This is a genomic window from Pseudomonas sp. E1MeOHC2 (genome assembly GCF_058745025.1).
Genome location: NZ_CP196675.1, coordinates 5,734,102 through 5,758,509 on the forward strand (window position 1 = coordinate 5,734,102; position 24,408 = coordinate 5,758,509).

At 64.0% G+C, this 24,408-nt stretch carries 22 protein-coding genes; 8 read left to right on the forward strand and 14 right to left on the reverse strand.

Annotated elements, in window-relative coordinates; translation table 11 throughout:
- Positions 1 to 13: 13 nt before the first annotated feature.
- The 7 genes from ACSSU5_RS26060 to ACSSU5_RS26090 all read right to left on the reverse strand — a co-directional run bounded on the left by ACSSU5_RS26060 (position 14) and on the right by ACSSU5_RS26090 (position 5,853).
- Positions 14 to 1,066: a beta-keto acid cleavage family enzyme gene (locus ACSSU5_RS26060; RefSeq protein ID WP_264312943.1), complete on the reverse strand. Its 1,053-nt coding sequence runs from the start codon at positions 1,064 to 1,066 to the stop codon at positions 14 to 16.
- Positions 1,067 to 1,095: 29 nt separating this feature from the next.
- Positions 1,096 to 1,944, reverse strand: a complete 849-nt coding sequence (locus ACSSU5_RS26065; protein WP_264312942.1) for a TauD/TfdA dioxygenase family protein — start codon at positions 1,942 to 1,944, stop codon at positions 1,096 to 1,098.
- Positions 1,945 to 1,957: 13 nt separating this feature from the next.
- On the reverse strand, positions 1,958 to 2,938 hold the full coding sequence (locus ACSSU5_RS26070; RefSeq protein WP_492560255.1) for a quinone oxidoreductase family protein: 981 nt from the start codon (positions 2,936 to 2,938) through the stop codon (positions 1,958 to 1,960).
- Positions 2,939 to 3,076: 138 nt separating this feature from the next.
- The gene (locus ACSSU5_RS26075; RefSeq protein WP_492560256.1) at positions 3,077 to 4,267 is read right to left on the reverse strand and encodes an acyl-CoA dehydrogenase family protein; all 1,191 of its coding nucleotides are present in this window, start codon (positions 4,265 to 4,267) and stop codon (positions 3,077 to 3,079) included.
- A 22-nt stretch (positions 4,268 to 4,289) separates the two neighbouring features.
- Positions 4,290 to 4,427: a hypothetical protein gene (locus ACSSU5_RS26080; protein WP_492560257.1), complete on the reverse strand. Its 138-nt coding sequence runs from the start codon at positions 4,425 to 4,427 to the stop codon at positions 4,290 to 4,292.
- Positions 4,428 to 4,444: 17 nt separating this feature from the next.
- Positions 4,445 to 4,807: a DUF6285 domain-containing protein gene (locus tag ACSSU5_RS26085; protein ID WP_264312938.1), complete on the reverse strand. Its 363-nt coding sequence runs from the start codon at positions 4,805 to 4,807 to the stop codon at positions 4,445 to 4,447.
- Positions 4,804 to 5,853 (reverse strand): phosphotransferase family protein, encoded by a 1,050-nt coding sequence (locus tag ACSSU5_RS26090; RefSeq protein ID WP_264312937.1) that lies wholly within the window; start codon positions 5,851 to 5,853, stop codon positions 4,804 to 4,806. Before ACSSU5_RS26090 ends, ACSSU5_RS26085 begins: the two co-directional genes overlap by 4 nt.
- Before the next feature lie 331 nt (positions 5,854 to 6,184).
- On the opposite strand from ACSSU5_RS26090, the gene ACSSU5_RS26095 reads away from it, so the two are divergent.
- The 8 genes from ACSSU5_RS26095 to ACSSU5_RS26130 all read left to right on the forward strand — a co-directional run bounded on the left by ACSSU5_RS26095 (position 6,185) and on the right by ACSSU5_RS26130 (position 18,266).
- Positions 6,185 to 8,842 (forward strand): LuxR C-terminal-related transcriptional regulator, encoded by a 2,658-nt coding sequence (locus tag ACSSU5_RS26095; protein WP_319026041.1) that lies wholly within the window; start codon positions 6,185 to 6,187, stop codon positions 8,840 to 8,842.
- A 112-nt stretch (positions 8,843 to 8,954) separates the two neighbouring features.
- A complete protein-coding gene (locus tag ACSSU5_RS26100; protein ID WP_492560258.1) occupies positions 8,955 to 10,742 on the forward strand; it encodes an acyl-CoA dehydrogenase C-terminal domain-containing protein in 1,788 nt (595 codons plus the stop codon).
- A 112-nt stretch (positions 10,743 to 10,854) separates the two neighbouring features.
- Complete coding sequence (locus tag ACSSU5_RS26105; RefSeq protein WP_492560259.1) at positions 10,855 to 12,948, forward strand: 3-hydroxyacyl-CoA dehydrogenase NAD-binding domain-containing protein; 2,094 nt, start codon at positions 10,855 to 10,857, stop codon at positions 12,946 to 12,948.
- Positions 12,949 to 12,982: 34 nt separating this feature from the next.
- On the forward strand, positions 12,983 to 14,167 hold the full coding sequence (locus ACSSU5_RS26110; RefSeq protein ID WP_264312934.1) for an acetyl-CoA C-acyltransferase: 1,185 nt from the start codon (positions 12,983 to 12,985) through the stop codon (positions 14,165 to 14,167).
- Positions 14,168 to 14,219: 52 nt separating this feature from the next.
- Positions 14,220 to 14,993 carry an SDR family NAD(P)-dependent oxidoreductase gene (locus tag ACSSU5_RS26115; protein ID WP_264312933.1) on the forward strand — a complete coding sequence of 258 codons (774 nt, stop codon included), beginning with the start codon at positions 14,220 to 14,222 and terminating at the stop codon, positions 14,991 to 14,993.
- A 12-nt stretch (positions 14,994 to 15,005) separates the two neighbouring features.
- Complete coding sequence (locus ACSSU5_RS26120; RefSeq protein ID WP_492560260.1) at positions 15,006 to 16,592, forward strand: sigma 54-interacting transcriptional regulator; 1,587 nt, start codon at positions 15,006 to 15,008, stop codon at positions 16,590 to 16,592.
- A 199-nt stretch (positions 16,593 to 16,791) separates the two neighbouring features.
- Complete coding sequence (locus ACSSU5_RS26125; RefSeq protein WP_264312931.1) at positions 16,792 to 17,514, forward strand: NAD(P)H-dependent oxidoreductase; 723 nt, start codon at positions 16,792 to 16,794, stop codon at positions 17,512 to 17,514.
- Between the two features lie 68 nt (positions 17,515 to 17,582).
- Entirely contained in the window at positions 17,583 to 18,266 is a 684-nt protein-coding gene (locus ACSSU5_RS26130) for a hypothetical protein (protein WP_264312930.1), read from the forward strand.
- A 14-nt stretch (positions 18,267 to 18,280) separates the two neighbouring features.
- On the opposite strand, the gene dapB is transcribed toward ACSSU5_RS26130, so the two are convergent.
- The 7 genes from dapB to ACSSU5_RS26165 form a co-directional block, all read right to left on the reverse strand.
- On the reverse strand, positions 18,281 to 19,099 hold the full coding sequence (gene dapB / locus ACSSU5_RS26135) for a 4-hydroxy-tetrahydrodipicolinate reductase (protein ID WP_492560261.1): 819 nt from the start codon (positions 19,097 to 19,099) through the stop codon (positions 18,281 to 18,283).
- 90 nt (positions 19,100 to 19,189) lie between these two features.
- Positions 19,190 to 19,468, reverse strand: coding sequence for a YciI family protein (locus ACSSU5_RS26140; RefSeq protein WP_264312929.1), 279 nt, complete (start codon positions 19,466 to 19,468; stop codon positions 19,190 to 19,192).
- Between the two features lie 46 nt (positions 19,469 to 19,514).
- The gene (locus tag ACSSU5_RS26145; protein WP_264312928.1) at positions 19,515 to 20,543 is read right to left on the reverse strand and encodes an AfsA-related hotdog domain-containing protein; all 1,029 of its coding nucleotides are present in this window, start codon (positions 20,541 to 20,543) and stop codon (positions 19,515 to 19,517) included.
- 113 nt (positions 20,544 to 20,656) lie between these two features.
- Entirely contained in the window at positions 20,657 to 21,328 is a 672-nt protein-coding gene (locus ACSSU5_RS26150) for an autoinducer binding domain-containing protein (protein WP_264312927.1), read from the reverse strand.
- A 92-nt stretch (positions 21,329 to 21,420) separates the two neighbouring features.
- The gene (locus ACSSU5_RS26155; protein WP_264312926.1) at positions 21,421 to 21,966 is read right to left on the reverse strand and encodes an acyl-homoserine-lactone synthase; all 546 of its coding nucleotides are present in this window, start codon (positions 21,964 to 21,966) and stop codon (positions 21,421 to 21,423) included.
- 132 nt (positions 21,967 to 22,098) lie between these two features.
- Complete coding sequence (locus tag ACSSU5_RS26160) at positions 22,099 to 22,815, reverse strand: autoinducer binding domain-containing protein (protein WP_264312925.1); 717 nt, start codon at positions 22,813 to 22,815, stop codon at positions 22,099 to 22,101.
- Positions 22,816 to 22,851: 36 nt separating this feature from the next.
- Positions 22,852 to 24,405: an FAD-dependent oxidoreductase gene (locus ACSSU5_RS26165; protein ID WP_264312924.1), complete on the reverse strand. Its 1,554-nt coding sequence runs from the start codon at positions 24,403 to 24,405 to the stop codon at positions 22,852 to 22,854.
- Positions 24,406 to 24,408: the final 3 nt, after the last annotated feature.

Below are 24,408 nucleotides of genomic sequence, written 5' to 3' on the forward strand. Positions count from 1 at the left end.
CTCCCACAGTAGATCACGCGCGCTGCGGCACGCCCTTTTGCCCCGGCCGACGGTTCGGCGCCATGCCGTTGGCCAGCAGGGTTTCTTCGACAGAGGCGTACTGCTCACCGATCCGGTAGATCGCCCGGGCTTCCTTGCCAGTGGCCACTTCACGCCCCAGTTCGTGCGCCACGCGCACGGTCTGCTGGATCTGCTGCACCGAGGTGAACGGCTTGCCGTGCTGGTCGATGATGGTGTCTTCGATGCCGCAGCGCGGGTGCAGGCCCATGGCCAGGGCCATGGTGTTGAACGGCAGCACGTTCTTGAGCAGCGACTCCGCGGTCAGGGTGCAGCCATCCGGCGCACGGTGCACAAAGTTGAAGAAGTTGAACGGGTTCGGGCCATCGAAGCCGCCACCAATGCCGATCCAGGTCAGGTTCAGCGGGCCTTTGTAAACGCCCTTGCGCACCAGGCGCTCGAGGGTTTCCAGGGCATGCATGCCGGTCAACTGGAAGTGCGGCTGGATATTGCTGGCCTGCAGCCGGCGCAGGTGCTCCTCGACCCAGGCTGGCCCCGCGGGCACGGTCATTTCACTGTAGGCGGCCTGAATGCCCGGGCTGGCCAGCGAAGTGCCTTCCAGGTACTCCGGGTACAGCAGCTCCATGATGTTCATCTGGGTAGTGTTGATCGCCACCGTCACCTGGTCCGGCTTTGGGGTCAGCTCGGCCAGCATGTGCCGAGTGTCGTCGCTCAGCCACTTGGCCGCTTCACCCTCGCCTTCCGGCGCGAACGAAATAGAGCCGCCGACCTGGATGATCATGTCCGGTACCGCTTCACGCACCCCGGCGATCAGCTCGTTGAACTTGGACAGGCGCTTGGAGCCGGTGCCGTCGAGTTCGCGCACGTGCAGGTGGAGGACGGTGGCGCCGGCTTCGTAGCAATCGACTGCCTTTTGCACCTGCTCGTCCATGGTCACCGGAATGTCCTCGGGGAAATCGTCGGGCATCCACTCGGGGCCATAGGGCGCCACGGTGATGACCACCTTTTCCATGTTTTCCGGGTGCAGCGAGTCGTCGAAGAATTGCATGCCTGATCCTCAGTCTTGTTCTTGTCTGTTCAGAAAGTGCTGTCGCCCATGATCCCGGCTCGCTCCATCTTGCGATGGCAGGCCGGGTAATCCATGACGGCGTAGTGCTGGGTGCTGCGGTTGTCCCAGATGGCGATGCTGTTGGGTGTCCAGCGCCAGCGCACCTGGTACTCGGGGATGTACACCTGGCTCACCAGGTAGCGCAGCAGGTCGGCGGCGCCGGGGTTGGCGTCTTGGCCGAAACGCACGCGCTCGGGGGTGTGGTAGTTGGTGAAGTGGGTGGCGAAGGCATTGACGAACAGCACCTTCTCGCCGGTTTCCGGGTGGGTGCGCACTACCGGGTGCTCGGCATCGGGGTAGCGGGCCTTGAGCGCCAGGCGCTTGTCGGTCGCCATGGCGGCGCCGAAGCTGGCCTCGATGCTGTGGCGGGCGCGCAAGCCCTCGATGCGGGCCTTGATCTCGGCCGGCAGGTTGTCGTAGGCCAGTATCATGTTCGCCCACATGGTATCGCCGCCCACCGGCGGGCATTCCACGCAACGCAGCACGCACCCCATCGGTGGGGCTTCGCGCCAGGTGGCGTCGGTGTGCCAGGCGTTTTCATAGCGGTCGGCCGGCTGGTCGGGGCGTTTGTAGATTTGCACCAGCCCCGGGTGTTCCGGGTCGCTGCCAGCGACGGGGTGATCCTCCAGCTCACCGAAGCGACGGGCAAACGCCACGTGCTCGGCGCGGCTGATAGCCTGGTCACGCAAGAACAGCACCCGGTGCTTGAGCAGTTGGGCGCGGATCTCGGCGAACAAGCCGTCATCATGAATGGCATCGGCCAGCTTGACGCCGACCAGTTCGGCACCAATGGCGCAGGTCAGTTGTTCGACTTGCATGGCAGTGCCCTCCTCAGATGACGAAGATCGACGAGCCGGTGGTCTTGCGCGACTCCAGGTCACGGTGGGCCTGCACCGCATCCTGCAAGGCGTAGTGCTGGTTGATCTCGATGCGGATGCGGCCGCTGCTGACATGGTCGAACAGCTCACTGGCCAGGCGGGCCTTCTCCGCGGGTTCAGCGATGTAATCGGCCAGCGCCGGCCGGGTCATGAACAGCGACCCCTTGATCGCCAGAATTTGCGGGTCAAATGGCTCGATCTTGCCGGACGCGGTGCCCACGCACACCATCAGGCCACGGCGTTTGAGCGAGTCCAGCGAACCCATGAAGGTCGTGCGGCCAACGCTGTCGAAGACCACGTTGACGCCCACGCCGTCGGTCAGCTCACGCACACGCTTGGCGACATCTTCATGGCTGTAGTTGATGGTGTGGTCGCAGCCATGGGCGCGCGCCACTGCGGCCTTGGCGTCTGTAGACACCGTGCCGATCACGGTCAGGCCAAGCAGCTTGGCCCACTGCGAAACGATCAGGCCCACGCCCCCCGCCGCCGCGTGCAGCAAAATGCTGTCACCCGGTTTGAAGTCATACAGGCGGCGCATCAGGTATGACGCGGTCAGGCCGCGCATGGTCATGGCCGCTGCAGTCTCGAAGGCGATGGTTTCCGGCAGCTTGATCAGCGCTGAGGCGGGGATCAGGCGCTCGGTGCTATAAGCGCCCAGGGTGTTGAGAAAACCGGTGTAGGTCACCCGGTCGCCGACGGCCACGTGGCTGACGCCCTCGCCCACCGACTGGACCACGCCCGACGCTTCCACGCCCATGCCATTGGCCAGCGGTATCGGGTAGGTGCCGTTGCGAAAATAAGTGTCGGCGTAGTTCAGGCCTACCGCCACGTGGCGCAGGCGTACCTGCCCCGGGCCCGGTTCGCCGACTTCGATGTCTTCGTAGCGCAGGACCTCAGGCCCCCCGGTTTCGTAGAAACGTACCGCTTTGGCCATGCCAATCTCCCTTCTTGTAGTTCTTGTTGAACAGATAAAACGCGTCTTGAAGGGCAATTTAGGCCGTTGCGCCAAGCGGCGCTTATCATCGGACGACAACGGTTTTTCAGTTGATGACAGCGCGCACGGCACAGGGGCTCAGAACGCCGAAAGGCCACCCTCGACGGTGGCGCTGCGGGCGAGGATCTTCTTCGCCAGGCTCATCCGGTGCACTTCGTTAGGGCCGTCATAGATGCGGAAACTACGGGCATCGCGGAAGATCCGCTCGACGATCGACTCGCCCGTAACACCCTGCCCGCCCAGCACCTGCACGCAGCGGTCGATCACCCGCCAGATGGCCTCGGAGCTGAGCACCTTGGCCATGCTCGACTCGAAATTGCCGCGCTCGCCTTGGTCCAGCACCCAGGCGCAATGCCAGATCGCCAGACGCGTGGCATGCAAGTCCATTTCGTTGTCGGCGAGCATGAAGCCCACCCCCTGGTGCTCGCCCAGCGGCTTGCCGAACGAAACCCGGCGGTTGGCATAGGCGCAGGCCTCGTCATGGGCGCGGCGGGCCTGGCCCAGCCAGCGCATGCAGTGGGTGAGGCGGGCCGGCGCCAGGCGCACCTGGGCGTAACGCAAGCCTTTGCCCACCTCGCCGAGCACATCGCGAGCCGGCACCCGCAGGTTATCGAAACGCAACACCGCATGGCCGCCGGCAAAGCAACTGTCCAGCGAGCCCATCATGCGCTCCAGGATGAAGCCAGGCCGGTCGGTGTCGGTGAGGAACATCGTGGCGCTGCCATCGTCCATGCGCGCCATGATGATCGCCAGCTGCGCGCCTTCGGCCCCGGTGATGAACCATTTCTGGCCATTGATGACGTAGTCGTCACCGTCACGCACCGCCTGGGTGGTCAGCATCGAGGGATCGGAGCCGGCGCCCGGGCTCGGCTCGGTCATGGCGAAGCATGAGCGGATATGGCCCTGTACCAGTGGCCGCAGCCAGCGGTCCTTCTGCGCAGGCGTGGCCACTTGCTCCAGCAGGTGGATATTGCCTTCGTCCGGTGCGTGGATGTTCAGGGCAACGGGGCCAAGCGGTGAATAGCCCGCTTCTTCGAAAATGACCGCCTTCTCGATATGGCTCAAACCCAGGCCACCCATTTCACGCGAGGCATGCGGGGTCAGCAGCCCATGTTCACGGGCCCTGTCGAGCAGCGCCTGGCGCAGTGCAGGCGATGGGCCGTGGGCGGTCTGGCGGGGGTCATGCTCCATCGGCAGTACTGATTCGGTGATGAAATGCCGGACCTTTGCTTGCAGGGCGAGCAGTTCGGCTGAAAGGGCAAAATGCATGGTGGGGGTTCCTTGTAGAGGCTCAGGCGTGCAGGCGACGCGGGTCGATGGCGGCATGCAGATGCTCCATGACGGTTTTGTCGATCGCGGCCTTGCCGGGGTCGCAGGGGGTGTAGTTGAGGGTGCGAAGGCACGCGTGCCGTACCTGCGTGCCAGCCATGTTGATATCGACGATGTTCAGGCAGGCAGCACCTTAGGGTTGCTGATGCTCACCTGCGCCCGATTGATTGCCCGCAGTGCCTCCAGCAAGTGCGTAGCGTCCTGATCGTAGGCCCCTTGGCGAATGTGCTGCGCTAGCCAAAGGCGGGCCTGTTCAAGCCCGGTCGCTGCCTGGCCGTGCTGCGCCAGCAAGGCGCCCAGGGCTTGGCGTTCGGCCTCGGCACAGCCCGCTGCCTGTTGCAGTTCGCGGCTGGCGATCAGCATGGCGCTGGCGACCATCCGCCCTTCGTACTGCAACCCTTTTGGCAACGCCGGCAGCAAGTGCGTGAGCAAGGCTTCGCGCGCCGTCACAAGCAGGTCGCGGGCATCGGGCTGGTTCATGCGTGGCCTCCACGGGTGAGCAAGAGGATTTCCTGTTCAAGTTCGCTGACCATCCGCCCGGTCAGCGCCAGCTCCAACGAGCGTTGCTGGCCCGACACATGGCGTTCAGCCTGCTGCAGGGCAATTACCGCCCAGCGCAGGTGGGCCATGACCTGCCAGAAGCGCAGCGCCTGGGTGTCCAGTGCCAGCGCCGACACGCTGCGGTACCCGGCGAGCAAGTCATCCAGGTGGCCGATGCCGCCAGCCACCAGGTCCGGCCGGCCAAACCGCCAGCAACGTGCGGTGAACCAGCCCAGGTCTTCACGCGGGTCGCCCCAGCCAGCGAACTCCCAATCCAGCACGCCGGTCAGCGCGCCGGCGTCGACCATGTAGTTGCCGGTGCGGTAGTCGCGGTGGATCAAGCATGCCGGCAGGGCGGCAGGTTTGTTCAGCTCACACCAGCGCAAGCCCCACTCCAGCACCGGGTGGCTGCCTGGCAAGGCATCGAGAAAGCGCCGGTACTGCGCGACACTGGCGTGCACCGTGTCTGGCTGCGCTGCGGGCAGAAACGCCAGCGCCTGCTGCGGCGGGTGTACCTGATGCAGCCGCGCAAGGTTGGCGCCCAACTGCCTGCACAGTGCCGCGTTGCCCTGGGGCGCGCCTTGTGCGGTGGTCAGCTGGTGGCCGCTGGCGGTGCCTGCCAACGCCTGCATGATGAAGAAGTCGCGGCCGATTACCTGCGGGTCCTGGCACAGCCAGAGGGGCGTGGGTACGTTGACGCCGGCCTGGTGGGCCACGTCGAGCACCGCGAACTCCTGCTCGCGGGTCATGCTGACGGCCACTGCGGAGGCGGCGTCGGTGCGCAGTACCCAACGCTGCGGCTGGCCTGCGACCTGGGCTTCGAGCAGCCAGTTTTCCTGGATGGCGCCGCCTGATAATCGCTCGCTGCGGGTGATGGTCACGGGATGGGCGTCTAGCTGTTTTTGTAGGTAGGTAGAAAGACGTGAATGGGCGTCTGGGATGTCGATGCGAGCGCTGGGAGGGAGCGCGTGATGGGTGGTTGGCATGGTGGGTCCAATTGACTGGTCGTACGTGGGCTAGCCAATTGCAAGATGATTGCCAGGTCTTTTACGGTTCTTATTAATTGTTATTAATCAACTAGTTATTGCGAATTTTGGAATTGATTTCATGGCAGATTTGAACGGTGGCGTTTCAATTTTGAAAGGGTTGTGCAGGGATGACAGCGGCATGCGTGGTTGTGTTCGCCACGACGTTTGCAGCGCCTGGGAGATCGAGCGCCGCGCGGGCGGCGCTCGATCTCCCAGGCGCCGAAAATGTTGTGACAAACCCCTACCAGCCCCTACGATACCTGGCTGACCCGACGGAGCACTGCTCGCCATGCACCTTCCCGCGCTCAAACCCAACCAGCTGCGCCCGCCCACCGAACCCGCCAAGGGCCTACTGCGCACGCGCTTGCTCGCCCCCCTGGCCAGCGCGCTGGACGAAGGCGCCGTCATCCTCCTGCAAGCACCCTTGGGCTACGGCAAGAGCACCTTGCTTGGCCAGTTCGCCCGCCGCCTGGCCGGACCCTTCGCGTGGCTGCGCCTGACCCGCGCCGAAAACCAGCCACTGGCCCTGCTGTTGCACCTGCACGCAGCGCTCCAATTGCCGGCGTCACACCGCGAGTCTCCCCAGGCCGAACACCTCTGGGGCCAGATCCTCGCCGACCTCGAAGCCCGCCAGGCGCCCGTGACGCTACTGATCGATGACCTGCACCTGCTCAACGCCGCCCAGGCCTGGCAGTACCTCGACACCCTGCTGCACGACCCACCCCCAGCGCTGCGCCTGGTCGCCGCCAGCGAAGGCCCACCCACCCTACCCCTGGCGCACCTGCGCCGCGACGGCCGGCTGGTGGTGCTGAGCGCCCGCGAACTGGCCCTGGACAGCGAAGAAACCCACCAGCTGGCGCTGGCCCGCGACATCCGCCTGGGCAGCGATGCGCTATACCAACTGCGCGCCGGCAGCGAGGGCTGGCCCAGTGGCGTGCTGTTCTGGTTCGAGGCCTACCGCGAAGCGCTGCAGAGCACCGGCCAACCACCCAGCGACCTGCGCCCTATCACCCGCCAGGCCTATGCCCATGCCCGGCAGTTTCTCGAAGAGGAACGCCTGCAGCACTTGCCTGCGCCATTGCGCGGCTTTCTCGAACACACCGCCGTGGCCCAGGTATTTGATGCAGGGCTGGCCCGCGAACTGGCCGCCGCTACCGATGTAACGGCGGCGTTGCGCCAGTTGCAGCGCCTGGGCCTGATCATCGACGTGCCGCAAGGCAGCCACGCCGAGTACCGTTACCACCCTGCCCTGCGCAACAGCCTCTACCAGCGCCTCGAACAACGCGACCCGCAGCGCCTGCGAAAGCTCCATCGCCAGGCCGCCAACTGGCTGCTGGCGCAGCGCCGCTTCACCGAGGCGATCTACCAGTTCGGCCGGGCCAGGGACCTGGATGCCGTGCTTGGCATCGTCGATCGGCATGGCTTCGAGCTGCTGCGCGAAGGCAAGGTCAATACCTTGGTCGATGTGCTCGACGAAGTGGCCGGCCATGCCGGCAACGACAGCTTCACCCTGGCGGTGACCGAAGCCTCCACGGTGATGGTCACCAACGATATCGCCCAGGCCTGCCAATGCCTTCGTCAGCTGTACGGCCTGCAGCGCCGTCAGGCCGTGCCGCGCCACCCCGAGCGGGTGCAGCAGACGGTAATGTTCCTGCGCAGCCGCCTGGCCTACCTGGGTGGCAACCTGGCGCACGGCCTGGCCCTTGCGGCGCGGGCGTTGCAGCAGTTCCCGCAGCACAACGCGGCGCGCTCGGTGCTGTATTTTGACCGGGCCAACTGCCTGGCTGCCCTGGGTGAACTGCAACCGGCCCACGCCGAAGCCAGCCGTGCCCTGGTCGAGCTGCAGGGCTTCGGCCTTAGCGGCTACACCAACTTGCTGCAACTGCTGCTGGGCCAGATCGAACTGGCCCAAGGTAACAGCGAAGCCGCCTGGGAGCGCCTGCAAGGCATGGCCGAGCTGCCCGCTGCAGGCAGCTCGGGGCGCTTCTATGAACTGTTTCGCCACGTGGGCAAAGGGCTGGCGCTGCTGCAGGCCAACCAGCTGACCCAGGCGCGCCACGCACTGGCCCAGGCTGAAGTGCTGGCACTGGGCTTCCCGCACAGCGCCGCGCTGCCCTGGGTGTTTCACCACCAGGCCTGCCTGCACTGGGCGCTGGGCGAGACCACCCAGGCCAAGGCGCGCTGGCAAGAGGTGCGGCGGCTGGCCCTGCAGTACCGCCTGTTCACCCTTTATCGCCAGGCCGGGGCGTGGCTCGCGCGCCTGGCGCTGCGCGACAACGACACCGACTACCTGCCCGGCTGGCTCGACCAGTGGCACTGGTGCAGCCGCCAGTATGACCAGCAGCTGCTGCCCGAGGAGTGGCTGGCCTATGCCTGGGTGCAGCGCCACCTGGGGCAGCGGGACAAGGCGCGGCAGATCCAGGCGACACTGCAGACCCAGGCTCAGGCGAACGCCAACCGCCGCCTGTTGCTCGACACCCTGTTGCTCGACGCGGCCCTGAAACAGGATCGCGGCGCCCGCGACGAAGCCCTGCATAGCCTCGAACAGGCACTGCAACTGGCGTGTAAACACGGCTTTGGGCAACTGTTGCAATACGAAGGTGATGCCTGCCTGGAACACGTGCGCGCGTTGCTGCTGCCACAGGTTCGCGAGCGCCTGGCCCTGGCTGCCCCGTCGCCGTCACGCGAGTGCCTCAATGCCCTGTTCCGCCCATTGCTGGCGGGTCGAGACAGCGCCGACAGCGCATTGATCGTGCCGCTGTCGCGCCGTGAGCAGGAGGTGCTGCAGCGCATGGCACGCGGGCAGAGCAACGGGCAGATCGCCGAGGCGATGTTCATCAGCTTGAGCACGGTCAAGACCCACATCAACAACCTGTTCCGCAAACTCGACGTGGCCGACCGCGACAGCGCCTTGTGCGCAGCGCGCGAACTGCAACTGCTGAACTGACCTCCACCCGCACGCCACGCCGATTCCACCCGCCACTCCACCGGGGGGGTGGACGCGGTGCGCGGTGCCTGCCTGCTACAACATGCCGAGTCCCCCCAGCCAGGAGTCCGGCATGCCCAGCTACACCGCCCCGTTGCGCGATATCACCTTCGTTGCCCAGGAGCTGCTCGACCTGAGCAGCCACTATCAACAGCTGTCTGGCTGCGAAGCCCCGGACGCGGCCACGTTCGCCGCCATCGTCGAGGAAGGCGCCAAGTTCGCCGAGCAGGAACTGGCGCCGCTCAACGCCGTCGGCGACCAGCACGGTTGCCAGTGGCAGGATGGCAAGGTCAGCACCCCACCGGGCTTCGCCGAGGCCTTCAAGCGTTTCGCCGCCAACGGCTGGCTGGGCCTGGACAAGGACCCGGCCTACGGCGGCCAGGGCCTGCCGCCCTCGCTGGGTTTCGTCAACCACGAAATGATCTGCAGCGCCAACCATGCTTGGGGCATGTACGGCAACCTTACCGGCGGCGCCATCAGCACCCTCAGCGAGCATGCCGACGAGGCCTTGCGCCAGCGTTTCCTGCCGCCGATGATTGCCGGCCGCTGGAGCGGCACCATGTGCCTGACCGAGGCCCACTGTGGCTCGGACCTCGGCCTGCTGCGCACCAGCGCAAGGCCCCAGGCCGACGGCAGCTACCGCATCAATGGCAGCAAGATCTTCATTTCGGCCGGTGAGCACGACCTGACGGACAACATCGTGCACCTGGTGCTGGCGCGCATCGACGGCGCACCGGCTGGGGTCAAGGGCATTTCGCTGTTTGCCGTGCCGAAGGTCCAGGTCGATGCCGACGGCGGCCTGGGCGCACCCAATGGGGTGAGCTGCGGGTCCATCGAACACAAGATGGGCATCCACGGCAACGCCACCTGCGTGCTCAACTTCGACGGCGCCACCGGTTACCTGCTGGGCGAAGCCAACCGTGGCCTCAACGCCATGTTCACCTACATCAACGAATCGCGCCTGGCGGTTTCGCAACAGGCCCAGGCCCACGCCGAAGCCTCGTTCCAGGGCGCCCTGGCCTATGCCCGCGACCGCGTGCAGATGCGCGCCACGCCGCGCCTGCGCGCCGACCAGCCGGCCGACCCGATCATCGGCCATGCCGATGTCCGGCGCATGCTGCTGACCCAAAAAGCCTACGCCGAAGGCGGTCGCATGCTCGCCTACACCTGTGCCAAGGGCGTCGACCTGCTGCACCACGGCGCCACGCCGGGTGTGTGCCAGGCCGCGGCACGCCGGCTGGCCTTGCTCACGCCGATTGCCAAAGGCTTTTTGACCGAGACCGGCAACGAAGCCGCGCAGCTGGGCATCCAGGTGTTCGGCGGCCACGGTTTCATCCGCGAATGGGGCATGGAACAGATTGCCCGCGATGTGCGCATCACTGCGATCTACGAAGGCACCAACACCATCCAGGGCATCGACCTGCTGACCCGCAAGGTGCTGGCCGATGGCGGTGAAGCGCTGGCAGAACTGCTCGGCGAAATCGAAGCCTTCATCCAGAGCACCTCGGCCTCGGCCGACCTCGCCCAGGCCTTGCAGCAGCGCGTGAGCGCCTGGCGCGACGTCAGCCAATGGCTGCGCGACGCCAGCACCACCGACGCCAACCTGATCGGCGCCAGCGCCTACGACTACCTGATGCTCTGCGGCTACACCCTGATCGGCTACCTGTGGCTGCGCGCCGCCTGCGTCGCCGAACGGGCACTGGCAGCAGGCAGCGACGAACTTGCGTTCTACCAGGGCAAGCGCGAGACCGCGCGCTTCTACCTGCAGCGCCTACTGCCGCGGGCAGGCTTGCACGAAACATTGATCCGCACCGGCAGTGACAACCTGATGAGCATCAGCGACGGCGCCTTCGCCCGCTGAGCCTGCCTGGCAAGCTCCGCTGCCCGAATTCGCTCGTCAGGATTTTTCGGCGGTGGCCAACGCTCCGGGCCGCCGCCTCGTTTTTTTTCAGGCCAATAACAAGAAGGTTCCCATGCCGCTGATCGACTACCGCCGCGACAATCAACTGGCCCTGATCGGCCTGTGCCACGCCCCGGTCAATGCCCTGGGCCACGACCTGCGCCAGGCGCTGCTGCAGGCCTGCACACAGGCCGCCAGCGACCCAGAGGTGAAGGCCATCATCCTGCATGGGCACCACCTGCCGTTCAGCGCCGGCGCCGACATCAGCGAGTTCGGTAGCCCCCGCACCTGGCAGGCCCCCGCCCTGCCCGACTTGCTCGAAGCACTGACCCGCATCGCCAAGCCGCTGATCGCCGCCCTCGACGGCGTAGCCCTGGGCGGCGGGCTGGAACTGGCCCTGGCCTGCAGCCATCGAGTCGCCAGCGCCACTGCCCGCCTGGGCTTGCCGGAAGTGCGCCTGGGCCTGTTGCCCGGTGCCGGCGGTACCCAGCGCCTGCCACGGCTGATCGGCGTGGCGGCTGCGCTGGATCTGATGCTTGGCGGCGAACCCATCGATGCCCGCCAAGGCCTGGCCTTGGGCCTGGTGGACCGCCTGATCGAGCCCGGCCAGAACCTGCTCGAACAGGCCTGCGCCTTTGCCCACGAGCAGCTCGCCCACCCCGCCCCGCCAAGGGCTGCACCCGCGCCCCTGGCCAGCGATGTGTTCGCCGCGCACGAGGCCCAGCGGGTAGCCCGCAAACCGGGCCAACGGGCACCGCTGCGGGTACTGGCCGCCGTGCGCGCGGCCTGCGAGCTGCCGTTGGCCGATGGCCTGGCGCGTGAACAGGCGCTGTTCCGCGAAGCACTGCAAGACCCACAGGCCACCGCGCTGCGTCATCTGTTTTTTGCTGAGCGCGAGGCGCTGCGCATTCCCGGTATCGACGCAACCACCACGCTGCGCACCATCGCTCAGGTTGCCGTGATCGGCGCTGGCACCATGGGCGCCGGCATCGCCATGAATTTCATCAACGCCGGCATCCCGGTGCGCCTGCTGGAGCTCAAGCCCGAGGCCCTGGACCGTGGCCTGGCACAGGTGCGCAAACACTACGAAAGCGCCATCAAGCGCGGCAAGCTCAGCGCCGAGCAGCTCGAGCAGCGCATGAGCCTGCTGCAAGGCACCCTCGACTATGCCGACCTGGCCGACGCCGACCTGGTGGTCGAAGCGGTGTTCGAGGACCTTGCGATCAAGCAGTCGGTGTTCCGCACCCTCGACCGGGTGTGCAAGCCCGGCGCGATCCTGGCCAGCAACACCTCGACCCTGGATGTCGACCGCATCGCCGCCTGCACCCGCCGCCCGCAAGACGTGGTCGGCCTGCATTTCTTCAGCCCAGCCCATGTGATGCGCCTGCTCGAAGTGGTGCGTGGCCGGGCCACGGCGCCGGACGTACTGGCCACCACGCTGAAAATCGCCAAGCGCATCGGCAAGCTGCCGGTGGTGTCTGGCGTGTGCTTCGGCTTCATCGGCAACCGCATGCTCGAACCCTACGCCCGTGAGGCCCACCGCCTGGTGCTCGAAGGCGCCTCGCCAGCGCAGGTGGACAAGGTGCTGACCGACCTGGGCCTGGCCATGGGCGTGTTCGCCATGTACGACCTGGCCGGCATTGACGTCGGTTACCTGGTGCGCCAGGCGCGGCGCAGCGAGATCGCCCACGACCCGAGCTACTTCCGCCTGGCCGACGAGCTCTACCACTTGGGCCGCCACGGGCAGAAGAGCGGGCGCGGGTTCTATCGCTACGCAGGCCGCGAACGCATCGAAGACCCCGAGGTGGTGCAGATCGCGGCGCAACTGGCCGCCAAGCTGGGCATCACCCGGCGCACCATCAGCGACGCGGAAATCCACGACCGCTGCCTGTTCATGCTGATCAACGAAGGCCTGCAACTGCTTGACGAAGGCATCGCCCTGCGCAGTGGCGACATCGACCTGGTGTGGGTCAACGGCTATGGCTTCCCAGGGTGGCGTGGGGGGCCGCTGCATTACGCCCGCGACCTCGGCCTGGACAACGTGCTGGCCAGCATCGAGCAACTGCGCGAACGCCTGGGTAGCTACGGCCACCTGTGGTTGCAACCAGCGCCCTTGCTGCGGCGCCTGGCGGGCAACAGCAGCAAACTGCGCGCGCAACACCGTTGAGCTGCCCCTTTTTGGCCATCAAGGAACCCCGTTCATGAAAGAAGCCGTCATTTTGTCCACCGCCCGCACCCCGATCGGCAAGGCCTTTCGCGGTGCCCTCAACAACCAGCGCTCGCCGAGCCTGGCCGCGCATGCCATCCAGGCGGCCGTTGAACGCGCCGGCATCGCCGCCGATGAAATCGAAGACCTGGTGATGGGCACCGCGATGCCTGCTGGCACCGCCGGCTGGAACCTGGGCCGCATGAGCGCGCTGGCGGCCGGCCTGCCGGTGTCGGTCAGCGGCCAAACGCTGGACCGCCAGTGCGCCTCCGGGCTGATGGCAATCGCCACCGCCGCCAAGCAGATTATCGTCGATGGCATGCACGTCACGGTCGGCGCTGGCCACGAGAACATCAGCGCCGTGCAAGTACGCAACCTCGAATGGGCGCTGGGCGAGCAGGACAGCGCAGTGATCCAGCAGGTGCCGCACGCCTACATGCCAATGCTGCACACCGCCGAGCACGTTGCCCGGCGCTACGGCATCAGCCGTGACGCCCAAGATGCCTATGCGCTGCAATCGCAGCTACGCACTGCCGCCGCCCAGCAGGTTGGGCTGTTCGAGGCCGAGATCGTGCCCGTGACTGCCCAGCAGATGATCAAGGACAAATACACCGGCGAGGTCAGCTACCGCCAGGTGACCCTGGCGCAGGACGAAGGCAACCGCCCGCAGACCTGCCTGGACGACCTGGCGCGCCTGCAGCCGGTGCTCGAAGGTGGCTGCATCACCGCAGGCAACGCCAGCCAGCTGTCCGACGGCGCCAGCGCTTGCGTGCTGATGGACGCGCGCCTGGCCGAGCAGCGCAACCTCAGGCCGCTGGGACTGTACCGGGGCATCGCCGTGGCCGGCCTGGCGCCAGAAGAGATGGGCATAGGGCCGGTGTACGCCGTGCCGCGCCTGCTCAGGCAGCATGGGCTGAAGGTCGCCGATATCGGCCTGTGGGAGCTGAACGAAGCCTTCGCCTGCCAGGTGCTGTATTGCCGCGACACCCTGGGCATCGACCCGGAGCGCCTGAACGTCAACGGCGGCGCCATTGCCATCGGCCACCCTTATGGCATGAGCGGCGCGCGGATGGTCGGGCACGCGCTGCTCGAAGGCAAACGGCGCGGCGTGCGCTATGTGGTGGTGACCCTGTGCGTGGGCGGTGGCATGGGTGCCGCAGGCCTGTTTGAAGTGCTGTGAAGAAACCCAGCCCTGCAAAGGTCCCAGCTTAATCATTGAATGAGGAATATTCATGCTAGCTCCCCCCTTTTCCCTGGCCGGCAAGACCGTTTTGGTGACCGGCGCCTCGAGCGGCCTGGGCGCCCATTTCGCGCGCCTGGCCCAGGCCGCAGGCGCCCGCGTGGTGCTGGCGGCGCGGCGGGTCGAACGCTTGCAGGCGCTGGTCGAGCAACTGCACGCCCAAGGCGGCGAAGCGCTGGCCGTGGCGCTCGATGTGACCCGGCGCGACAGTGTCGAACAGGCATTTGACCAGGCCGAGGCCCGCTTCGGCGTGGTCGATGTGATCATCAACAACGCCGGCATCGGCGACCCTGGGCGCTTCCTCGAACTGAGCGGGCAAGACTGGCAGCGCATGCTCTCGACCAACCTCGATGGCGTGTTTCATGTGGCTCAGTGTGCCGGCCAGCGCTTGGTCAAGGCCGGCCGCGCCGGGAGCATCGTCAACATCGCCTCGATCCTGGGCTTGCGCGTAGGTGCCGGCCTGAGCCACTACTGCACGGCCAAGGCCGGCGTGGTGCAACTGACCAAGGCCATGGCGCTGGAGCTGGCCCGCTACCGGATTCGCGTCAATGCCATCGCCCCCGGTTACTTCAAGACCGAGATGAACCAGGCCTACTTCGACAGCGAGGCCGGCCAGGGTTACATCAAGGATCACGTGCCGATGCGCCGCCTGGGCCAATTGAGCGAGCTGGACGGCCCCTTGCTGTTGCTGGCCAGTGACGCCGGTACCTTCATGACCGGCAGCGTCCTGGCCGTGGATGGCGGGCACCTGGTCAACCCGTTGTAGCAAGGAGCCTGCATGCCCGACGCCGCTTACCTGCCACGCGTGGTCGCGCTGGTCACCCACTTGCGCAGCCCCGCTGCGCCCAGCCCCATGGCCCGACTGATCGAGCAGGTCAGCGCCGATTACCGCCAGCAGGCCCACGTCGAGGTGATCGAAACCACCCTCGCCGAGCTGCTGCCGCTGGCGCGCGAATTGGAAAGCCGCCAGCAGGCCGACATCATCCTGTGTTCCGGCGCCGCCGCCGACTACTTGCGCCAGCACCTAAAGACCTCGGTGCAGGCCCTGCACCTGGGCGAACACGACCTGATCCGCGCCCTCGCCCTGGCCCACACCCGCACCGGGCGCGTCGGCGTGCTCAGCTTTGGCCAGCCACACCCTGGGTTGGCCGCGATGCAGACGTTGCTCACCCTCAAGGTTCACGAGTACACCTACACCCGCCTGGAACAGGCCCGTGCACAGGTCAAGCAACTGGTGGCTGACGGTGTTCACGTCATCATCGGTTCACCGACGGTGTGTCAGTTGGCCGATGCGGCCGGTGCCCAGGGCGTGCTGGCGCTGGACAGCGACAGCCTGCGCCATGCCTTCGACAACCTGCGCGTACAGCCCCAGCGCACCCGCAAACCGTCTGCCGCGCACCCATTCGTGACCCGCTACCGTTTCGATCAGCTGCTGGGCGATGCCCCGGCGTTTCGCGCGACCCTGCAGCTGGCGCAGCGCTACGCCGCGACCGACGCCACAGTGCTGATCACCGGCGAAAGCGGCACAGGCAAGGAACTGCTCGCCCAGAGCCTGCACCACGCCAGCGCCCGCCAACAGGCGCCGTTCGTGGCGATCAACTGCGCGGCCCTGCCGGAGTCGTTGCTCGAGAGCGAGCTGTTTGGCTTTGAAGACGGCGCGTTCACTGGCTCACGCAAAGGCGGCAAGCCTGGCCTGATCGAGCTGGCGAACGGTGGCACGTTGTTCCTCGACGAAGTCGGCGACATGCCCGCGCCCCTGCAAACCCGGTTGCTGCGCGTGCTGCAAGAGCGCGAGGTGCTACGCCTGGGGGCCTGCGCGCCGACGCCGGTGAATATTCGCGTGCTTGCCGCCACCCATTGCGACCTGCCTGCACGTATCGCCAACGGGCAATTTCGCGCCGACCTGTTCTATCGCCTGAACATCCTGCGCCTTGCCGTACCGCCCCTGCGCGAGCGCGTGCAGGACATCCTGCCCTTGTTCGAGGCGCTGCTCGCGCGGCACGGCGGAGCACGCCCTGCCGCACAGCAGTTGCAAGCGCTTATGCCCCTGCTGCTGCGCCACACCTGGCCGGGGAATATTCGTGAGCTCGATAACATTGCCGAGCGCGCCGCCCTGTGCGCCCAGGCCCTGGAGGGCGCCGATGGCATTGGCCTCGCCACGCTGTTCCCGGAGTTTTTCGAAAACGAGCAGGCCCTTGCCCAGCCGCTCCCCGTCGGCGAGAACCTGCGCAGCCTGGGCAAGGCCGCCGAGGCGGCCCATGCCCGCCGCATGCTGGACAGCTGCGATGGCAACCTGGACAAAGCCGCGCGTTGCCTGGGCATAAGCCGCAGTACACTGTGGCGGCGCTTGCGTACGCGATCCTGAACGGGGTTTGCGCACGCCTTTTCAGGTAGCGCAGACCCCGGCCTGACGCACAACCTGAGAGAGTTCGCAGCTAGTTAATTTGCCCTGGGTTCGCCAGAGTTTACGGACGAACGGCACACGCCATCACACACCGCATCGAGATGAATCAACGATGCGCCGTTCGCTACCCGCCCAAAGCGAAGGCCCCTAGGGAGATCACATGAAAGTACTTATCGTCCACGCCCACCCCGAAGCGAAAAGTTTCAATGCAGCGCTCACTGCTCACGCGCAGAGCCACCTCACCCGACAAGGCCATGAGGTTACTGTTTCCGACCTTTACGCAATGAATTGGCATGCGCCCTCGGGGCGCAGCAACTTTGCGACATGCGCCGACCCGGAATACTTCAAGCAACAGGTCGAAGAGGCGCACGCTACCGAGAACAAGGGATTCGCCCCAGAGATACAGGCCGAGATCGACAAACTGTTCGCCTGCGATGTGCTCATTCTGCAATTTCCACTCTGGTGGTTCTCGATGCCCGCCATTCTCAAGGGCTGGGTAGACCGCGTTCTGGCCTATGGTGCGGTCTACGGTGCAGGGGCGTGGTACGACCAAGGCAAGTTCGCCGGCAAGCGCGCGATGGTATCGCTCACAACCGGTGGCGGCCCCTCGATGTATGGCCATGATGGCATCAATGGCAATATCGACACACTGCTTTTCCCAATCCAGCACGGCGTGCTGCGCCTGACCGGTTTCGACGTCCTCGAACCCTTCATCTGCTGGCAACCGGCGAGCGTGAGTGCCGAAACCCGCACAGACTACCTGCACGCCTACAGCGAGCGGTTGGATCACTTGCTCAAAGCCGAACCCCTGCCGTTCGCAAGCCTCGATGACTACGACCCCGCCACGTTCCGCCTGCGACAGCCGGCCACGCAGAGCGCCTGACCCCTGCTCAGCGAGAAGCGGTCTGGCCTGCTTCTCGCCGCCCGTTCGCCCCCTCCTCGGACCTTACTATGTACGCGCTCAAGAAAATCCGACACTTCGCCATAGACACTAACGGCGTGTTGCTCAGCGATGCTTACAGCACGCCCATCCGCACCTTCGTGGAACGCCATGGCGGTCATTACACAGCGGAACTCGAACGTTTGGTGCTGGGCTCCCCGCACATGGCCGGTGGGCACATCATGTCACTCGCCTGCAATCTGCCCTGGACAGCCATGCAGACCATCGAAGCGTTCCTCGCCGAACAGGCCGAGTACGCCGCGCGCCATCCCATCCAGCTGGCGCGGGGCGCCCAAGCGCTGCTTGCCCGGCTCAAGCAAACAGGGGCGCGCATAACCGCCTACGGAGGGAGCCCGAAGGCCGCAATATTCGATAGATACCTGGCACAGGTCAGTGAATACTTCGACCCGGACCTTCCCTACATCGACATGGGTCACGCACGTCCTGGTACCGCTGAAATCTGCCGTCAGGTAGCAACTCCCAGCGATCAGGTAGTGTTCATCGATGACCTGAATCGGGTCGCGCAAATGAGCAAGATGCTCGGCTGCGGCTTCATCGGCAAGCCGGCGACTGCGTTCCAGGCCCAACAGATGGAGGAAACCGGCGTACGCTTCATCTCCAACGATCTGGAGGGTATCGACCAGGCAATGTTGCACGACCTTGATCAGGCATTGTCACTGGGACGTTGCTGGTAAGCGGCCGTTTGCGGCTATGACGCAGCCAACCCCAATACCGCCTGCATGGAGTACACCCCTGCCGGCTGCTGCCAGGCCCAGCTCGCTGCTCGCAGGGCCCCCCTGGTAAATACCAGGCGATCCAGTGCCTGATGGCTGAGCGTGAGCATCTCGCCGTCAGCCGCCAGGATCAGGGAATGGTCACCCACCACGGAACCGCCGCGCAACGTGGCAAACCCAATGCTCCCCTCCTCCCGCGGCCCGGTCAGCCCGTCACGCACTCGCACCGCGCGGCTGGCTAGGTCCACCTGACGCCCCTGGGCTACCGCCTCACCGATCATCAGCGCGGTACCCGAGGGCGCATCCACCTTGGAACGATGATGCATTTCGAGGATTTCAGCATCCCAGTCCTCGGCCGGCAGCACACGGCCCGCCAGCTCAGCGAGGACGCTCAGCAAGCGCACGCCCACACTCATGTTTCCTGACTTGACGATCCGCGCCCCTTGGCTGCTGGAAATGATTGCCTCTTGCTCAGGACTGAACCCGGTCGTGCCGATGACATGCACCAAACCCCGCGACGAGGTATGTGCCAGCCATTGCAGGGTGACGTGCGGCTGGGTGAAATCGAGCACTCCATCTGCACCCTCGAGGGCGCGCAGCGGGTCATCGTCAAACAGCACCCCATTGCTGCCGATGCCCACCAACTCGCCACTGTCCCTGCCTACCAGGCCCGATCCCGGACGCACAACTGCGGCATGCAAACACGCTGCGCGTGCAGTGGCCAAGCTTTGGATCAGTCTCTGCCCCATGCGCCCCGACGCGCCCAAAACCACCAGTTTCATAGGTTTTTGCATATGCCCCGCCCTTCTTCCCTGAAAACAAAAATGCGGTCGCCGTGGATAACACAGCGACCGCCCTACCACGCAAGCATGCTCCAGCCAGCGTCACGCCTCGAAAGGAGCCCCCTTGAACAATGGATTGAAGGCACACACCGAATAGTCGACGATCCCTTCCTTGACGTACGAGTCCTCATCCAGGATGGCCTGCAAGCGGTTCGCATCCACGGCATTCGCGACAATTACACCGCCACCGCCTTCTCGCTTGGGCCCCGCCAACAGGAATACCCCCTCCGCCATGTACTTGAGCACCCAGTCAACATGGGACTGCTTGTGAGGTTCGGCTAGCGCCGGATCTACGATGTAACGCGTTTCGATTACGAGCATCTTTATTCCCTTTTGGATGTGCTTCCAGCAAAACGCCGCAACCCGTTCAGGCCGCGACATAACCCCGTTTGATCAACTTACCCATGGCGATTTCCTGATCGCCCGACAATCTTTCGAAGTACCAACTGACGTGTCCTTCACGCGGCTCTGACGATCTCACCTGGGCCTCGAAACGCATGCCCTCGCCGTTGGCAATGCCAATGCTCAGGACCTGGCTCGGGTCGACAGTGTCCTGGTGCGTCACACAGTGGCTTCGCTCCAGACTGTGCAATTGCACCGCCTGGCGGCTGCCATCATTGAGGTTCAGCCAACAGCTATGGCTCACGGTGGCAAGCGGTCTGAAGCGCTCGTCACTGAGCGCAAAGACGTTGCGCAAGCGTTCGAAACGTTCCAGCTCAATCACACTGGCCACGGTGTCGATGGTTCCAAACAGGTAACCTCGCTGATAGAACGCAACACGATAGTGGATGTTGCGTGGCCGTGCCGACTGAACCGGCCCGATGTCATCAACCACCAGTTCGATGGGGTACATCAGCTCTGCGTGGGCGAAGAAATTCGCGCTGACCTGCTTCCAGCTGACCGTCACCTCTCCCCGCACATGCGCCGTGCTGTGATACAGATGGTGGTACACAGCCTGACGTTGCGCTTCTATGAGCATGACCCCTGGGACATGCTCGTGGGACTTGCGATAAAAATAATAGTGATCGGCGTCATTGATGAATTCGTAGCTGCCAGAGCGCCGCACTGTACCCACAGGCGCAGGCTCCAAGGCAGTGTCATGCAAGCTCGCCAGGGACGCCGATGCCAATTGGTAAGGTACCCCCCGCCGTAACTGCCATGCCTGATCCTGGGCGATGGGCTGAGGCAACATGCCGTTGGCAAGGTACTGCCCCAATGCATCGGTCGGCAGCTTGAAACGCCATCGCCCATCGGCTTCGTGCTGATACGGCAGGCCCTGGGCGCTTTGCACCTCGGCCTCCAGATAGAGTGGCCACGCCGGCCTGTAGCGACGGATCAATACATCCTCGTCCGAGTCCTTGTGCAGCCACCTTGGCTCTATTGACGCCTGTTCCATTGCATCGGTCCTTGTGATGAAAACGCTGAGTCTTGCTTGCCAGACCTCGGGCCTGTCGAACCTCGGTCAAAAACAGGTTATCAAGCACAGCGCGGCAGACAACCTGCGAACTTTCACAGAATGCCCACCCTGGCCGCCTTGACCACAGCATGCAGTTTGTTGGAAGCAGACAATTTCAATACGCAGTTGTCCACGTGAAAATTTACGGTGCGGACTTTGATATCCATGATTTGCGCAATCTCCGCTGACGTCTTTCCTTCGGCCGTCCACTTGAGCACTTCCAACTCTCGATTGGTCAGCGACGCCGGGTCCGGGCACCGGCTCTGGCGGACCAGTTGCGCGTGAGTCAGTTGCCCGAACATGGCCAGCATGCCCTGCAACTCCAACACCTCCATGGCCTGACAAGGCTCTTCTTGCCGAGCAAAGGTGACCAGGCTCTGGTAACCGCGCCCGTCCCTGATGCACAGCGAAACGCCATGGCCTATACCCTGTGCCAACGCATGCTCGGCAAACTGGTGTTCGGCGAACGAGCGGCAGCTCCAGGCCTGTGGTGAGATCGCTTCCCGGCAGCGGCGTATGACAGGATCAACAGACAGATAATCATTGTCCTGGTAGGCCAACTGCCACTCCATCGGGTAGTTACTGAACATGACGATCGACGGATTGGAGATAGGCAAGGGGTTGCGGGTTCCGCACGCAAAGTAGTCAAAACCCAGCAGTTTGACCCAGCGCTGACAAACCAAGGGCACATTGGTGTCGTCCGCCATTGTGATGATGTCTTCCATAAACATACGACTGGATAGCATGCAGTCCTTACTCCGAAATGGGTGCAAGGCCACGTAGCCCGGTCTGCAGGCCGCGAGCCTTGCATGTCGACCTAACGCGCAGCGACTGCCTGGCGGGTGGTGTCGTTAAGTTCGATTCGTAATGCTACGGCTCGCTCGACGCCAATCTGCTGCGCCCCACCCAAGCGCGACAGATCCACACCCAGCCGCCTGAGCATGCGTTCAATCCCCATCGTGGTCACCGTCACATAGTGACTGACATTACGTGCAAGGCCGAATGCGACGACTTCGCGAATTGCCAGCGCCGTGCCTTGCGAAAAAGAAAACGTGGAGCGCTCTGGGCATTCAATGGCGAACCGGCTTAGCTCCCAGACACTCTCTGCACAAGGCGCCGGTACGCCATCGAGCAATTGCGCAAAGCTATGCGCAAGCATGTTCGGGCCGGTTGTCGGCATTAATCGCCAACACCCTATCGGTACGTCGGGCCGACGCCGATCGTTGAGGGTCATGTAGTACGGATTCAACGCGTCGTAACCGTCGATTTCCATGTCATCGATAATACTCACATCCCATTGCTTCCTGCCCTTGAAAACCCTGGCACGCAAGGCATGCATTGCCTTGAGGCGCAGGCTGTCCATGTCGTTTCGTTGTTCTATCGAGATAAGCATTGCCACATTCCATTGCATCAACAGTTCGCGTTGAAATTTATAGTTACAACCTCAAAGAGGCACCCCCCTGATCAGAGGGGTGACACACACGGACTTTTTTGCTTAGGGATTGATCAACCTGCTCTGCAACGCCTTTACAACAGCCAGTTGGCGGGAGCTCACGTTGAACTTGCGACGAATATTCTTGAAGTGAAAATCGATGGTGGAGGCAGAGCAGGACAGGATCATGGAGATTTCCCATGTGGTTTTTCCTGCCGCACTCCATACCAGTACCTCAAGCTCCCTTTGGGTCAAAGGCGTGTTTGGCCAGTGGCTGGGGGTCAACAAGACGATGATGCTCTCCATGGCAAAGTCGCGCAGCAGCGTGGCACTCCCGAGCGTTGCCTCAAGGTGGCGTTCATAATCTTTGCCACCGCCGCCCTGCCAGACCAGGCTGAGCATGCCGCTCTGCCCCTGCCCCCCATGCAGGGGAAGGGCAACACCATGCTGCAAACCCTGCGACGCAGCTTCTTCGAAAAATTGCCGTGTCCCTTTGACGTGGCTGCTATAGCCACTCCAGGAGAACGGCAACGGTGAGCGCATGCAATGTGCGACCACGGGGTCCACCAGCGCAAAGTCCTCACGGTCATAGCGCTGCCGCCAGAGTTGAGGATAGTTGCTTCTGATAAACGCCTCACGATGATCAGCCTGGGCTTTCCACTTCATGCCCAGCAGTATTTGGCCATACCCGAGGTCACCGGCGAGTCTCTTCAAGGTGTCGAACCATTCATCCAGCGTTGTTGTTGCAGTCAATGCTCTAAATTGTTCGATTACATTCAAGATCGCCCCTCACTCCATGCACAAGACCATGCTGTTTCAGGCCTGCAGCGGTTCCTCTGCAGAGCTGTTAAGCGCCAATGCAGGCAAGAGCCTGCTCAAGTACCGCACAAACACGTGCGGCTCGTTGAGCATTGCCTGGACGGCGACCACGCCGTCCGGTCTGACCAGGAGTGCCTCACCCTCAAGCAGGGCCATTGCCTTGGAGCTGCCAACCTGATTGTCGATGGCCCGGACGATGCTCACCCGCCCGCTTGCCTCCAGGTATTGGCGCAGGTCGCCAGGGCATTCTCCTTCAGCAAGCAGGACAAACCGCCCACCTTGGACCAAGGCATAAGTGCTTTGGACACCTTGATCGGTCAGCAGACGCGCGTAAGGCAGCAAGTGCCCCACCCAGCGACCGCCTCCGGCAGCTTGAACCTCTCCCTGGTAGCGCTGGCCAAGGCCGGAGAATGTCATTGGCAAGGTGGTGGCGATGTGGCGACGATTAGCCATTCTCGGCAACCAGTGCTTTAGAGAACCGGCCTCATCGCGGTCCTGCCGCAGAATCAGGCGAGTGTTGGCATCGGTACCTGCAATCATTTGCTGCGCAACCGGGCGACGTTCCTGCTCGTAGGTCTTGAGCACCGATGTGCTCATGCTGCCGTCGAGGACACCGGCCAGCTTCCAAGCAAGGTTGAAGGCGTCCTGGAACCCTGTATTCATGCCCAGACCGCCCACGGGGCTGAACAAATGACACGCGTCTCCGCACAGAAATACCCGGCCCTGCGCATAATGCCGGGCCAGCCTGTTGTAAAAGCGTGAATTCGACTCCCAGATAATCCGCTCCAAGCGCACGCCACATTGGCCGTAACGATCGGTCAGCGCTTGGTAGTACGCCAGCGGGTCGCCCTGCACCTGTGCAACCTTGCCATCACTGGCCTTGATAATGACGCGGTGCGTACCTCCCGCTTGGGGAATGATCAAAAAGAAACTGTCTTCACGGACGAAGTAATGAACGTTGTCCCGTGCGCCGTCCCAACTGACGTGTGCATCGAACATGAAGAAGTCGACGTTGAAGTCGCTGCCTTCGAAGTCGATATCCAGCAAGGACCTGACAGTGCTGCGGCTACCGTCGCACCCCACGACAAAATCGCATGACAGCGTACGGCCATCGTCCAGCGCCACTTCGACCCCTTGCTCGGTCTGGCTCAGCGCCGTAACCGAACAGCCTCGCTGTAAATCCCCTCCCACCGCTCGGTAGGCATTTTCAAGTACGGCCTCTGTCTCAGGCTGCGAGATACCCAGGATGTAGTCGTACTCAGTCGGTAGATGGCGGTAGTTCACGTGCATGGTGCGACGATTGTTCCAGTACACCAGCAAGTCGCGGATTGGCATACCCTGCTCAACGAATGCATCAGCCAGCCCGACCATGTCCATGATCGCCAGGGAGTAGGCGTTCATGGACGACGCTTTTGACTGGGTCGAACGCATGCTGTGCCGCTCGATCACTGTCACCTGCACCTGCATGCGCCGTAGCAGGTAGGCCGTCAATAACCCGACCGGTCCGGCACCGACCACCACCACTTGATGCTTGCCTTGCGTATGTTGCATGTC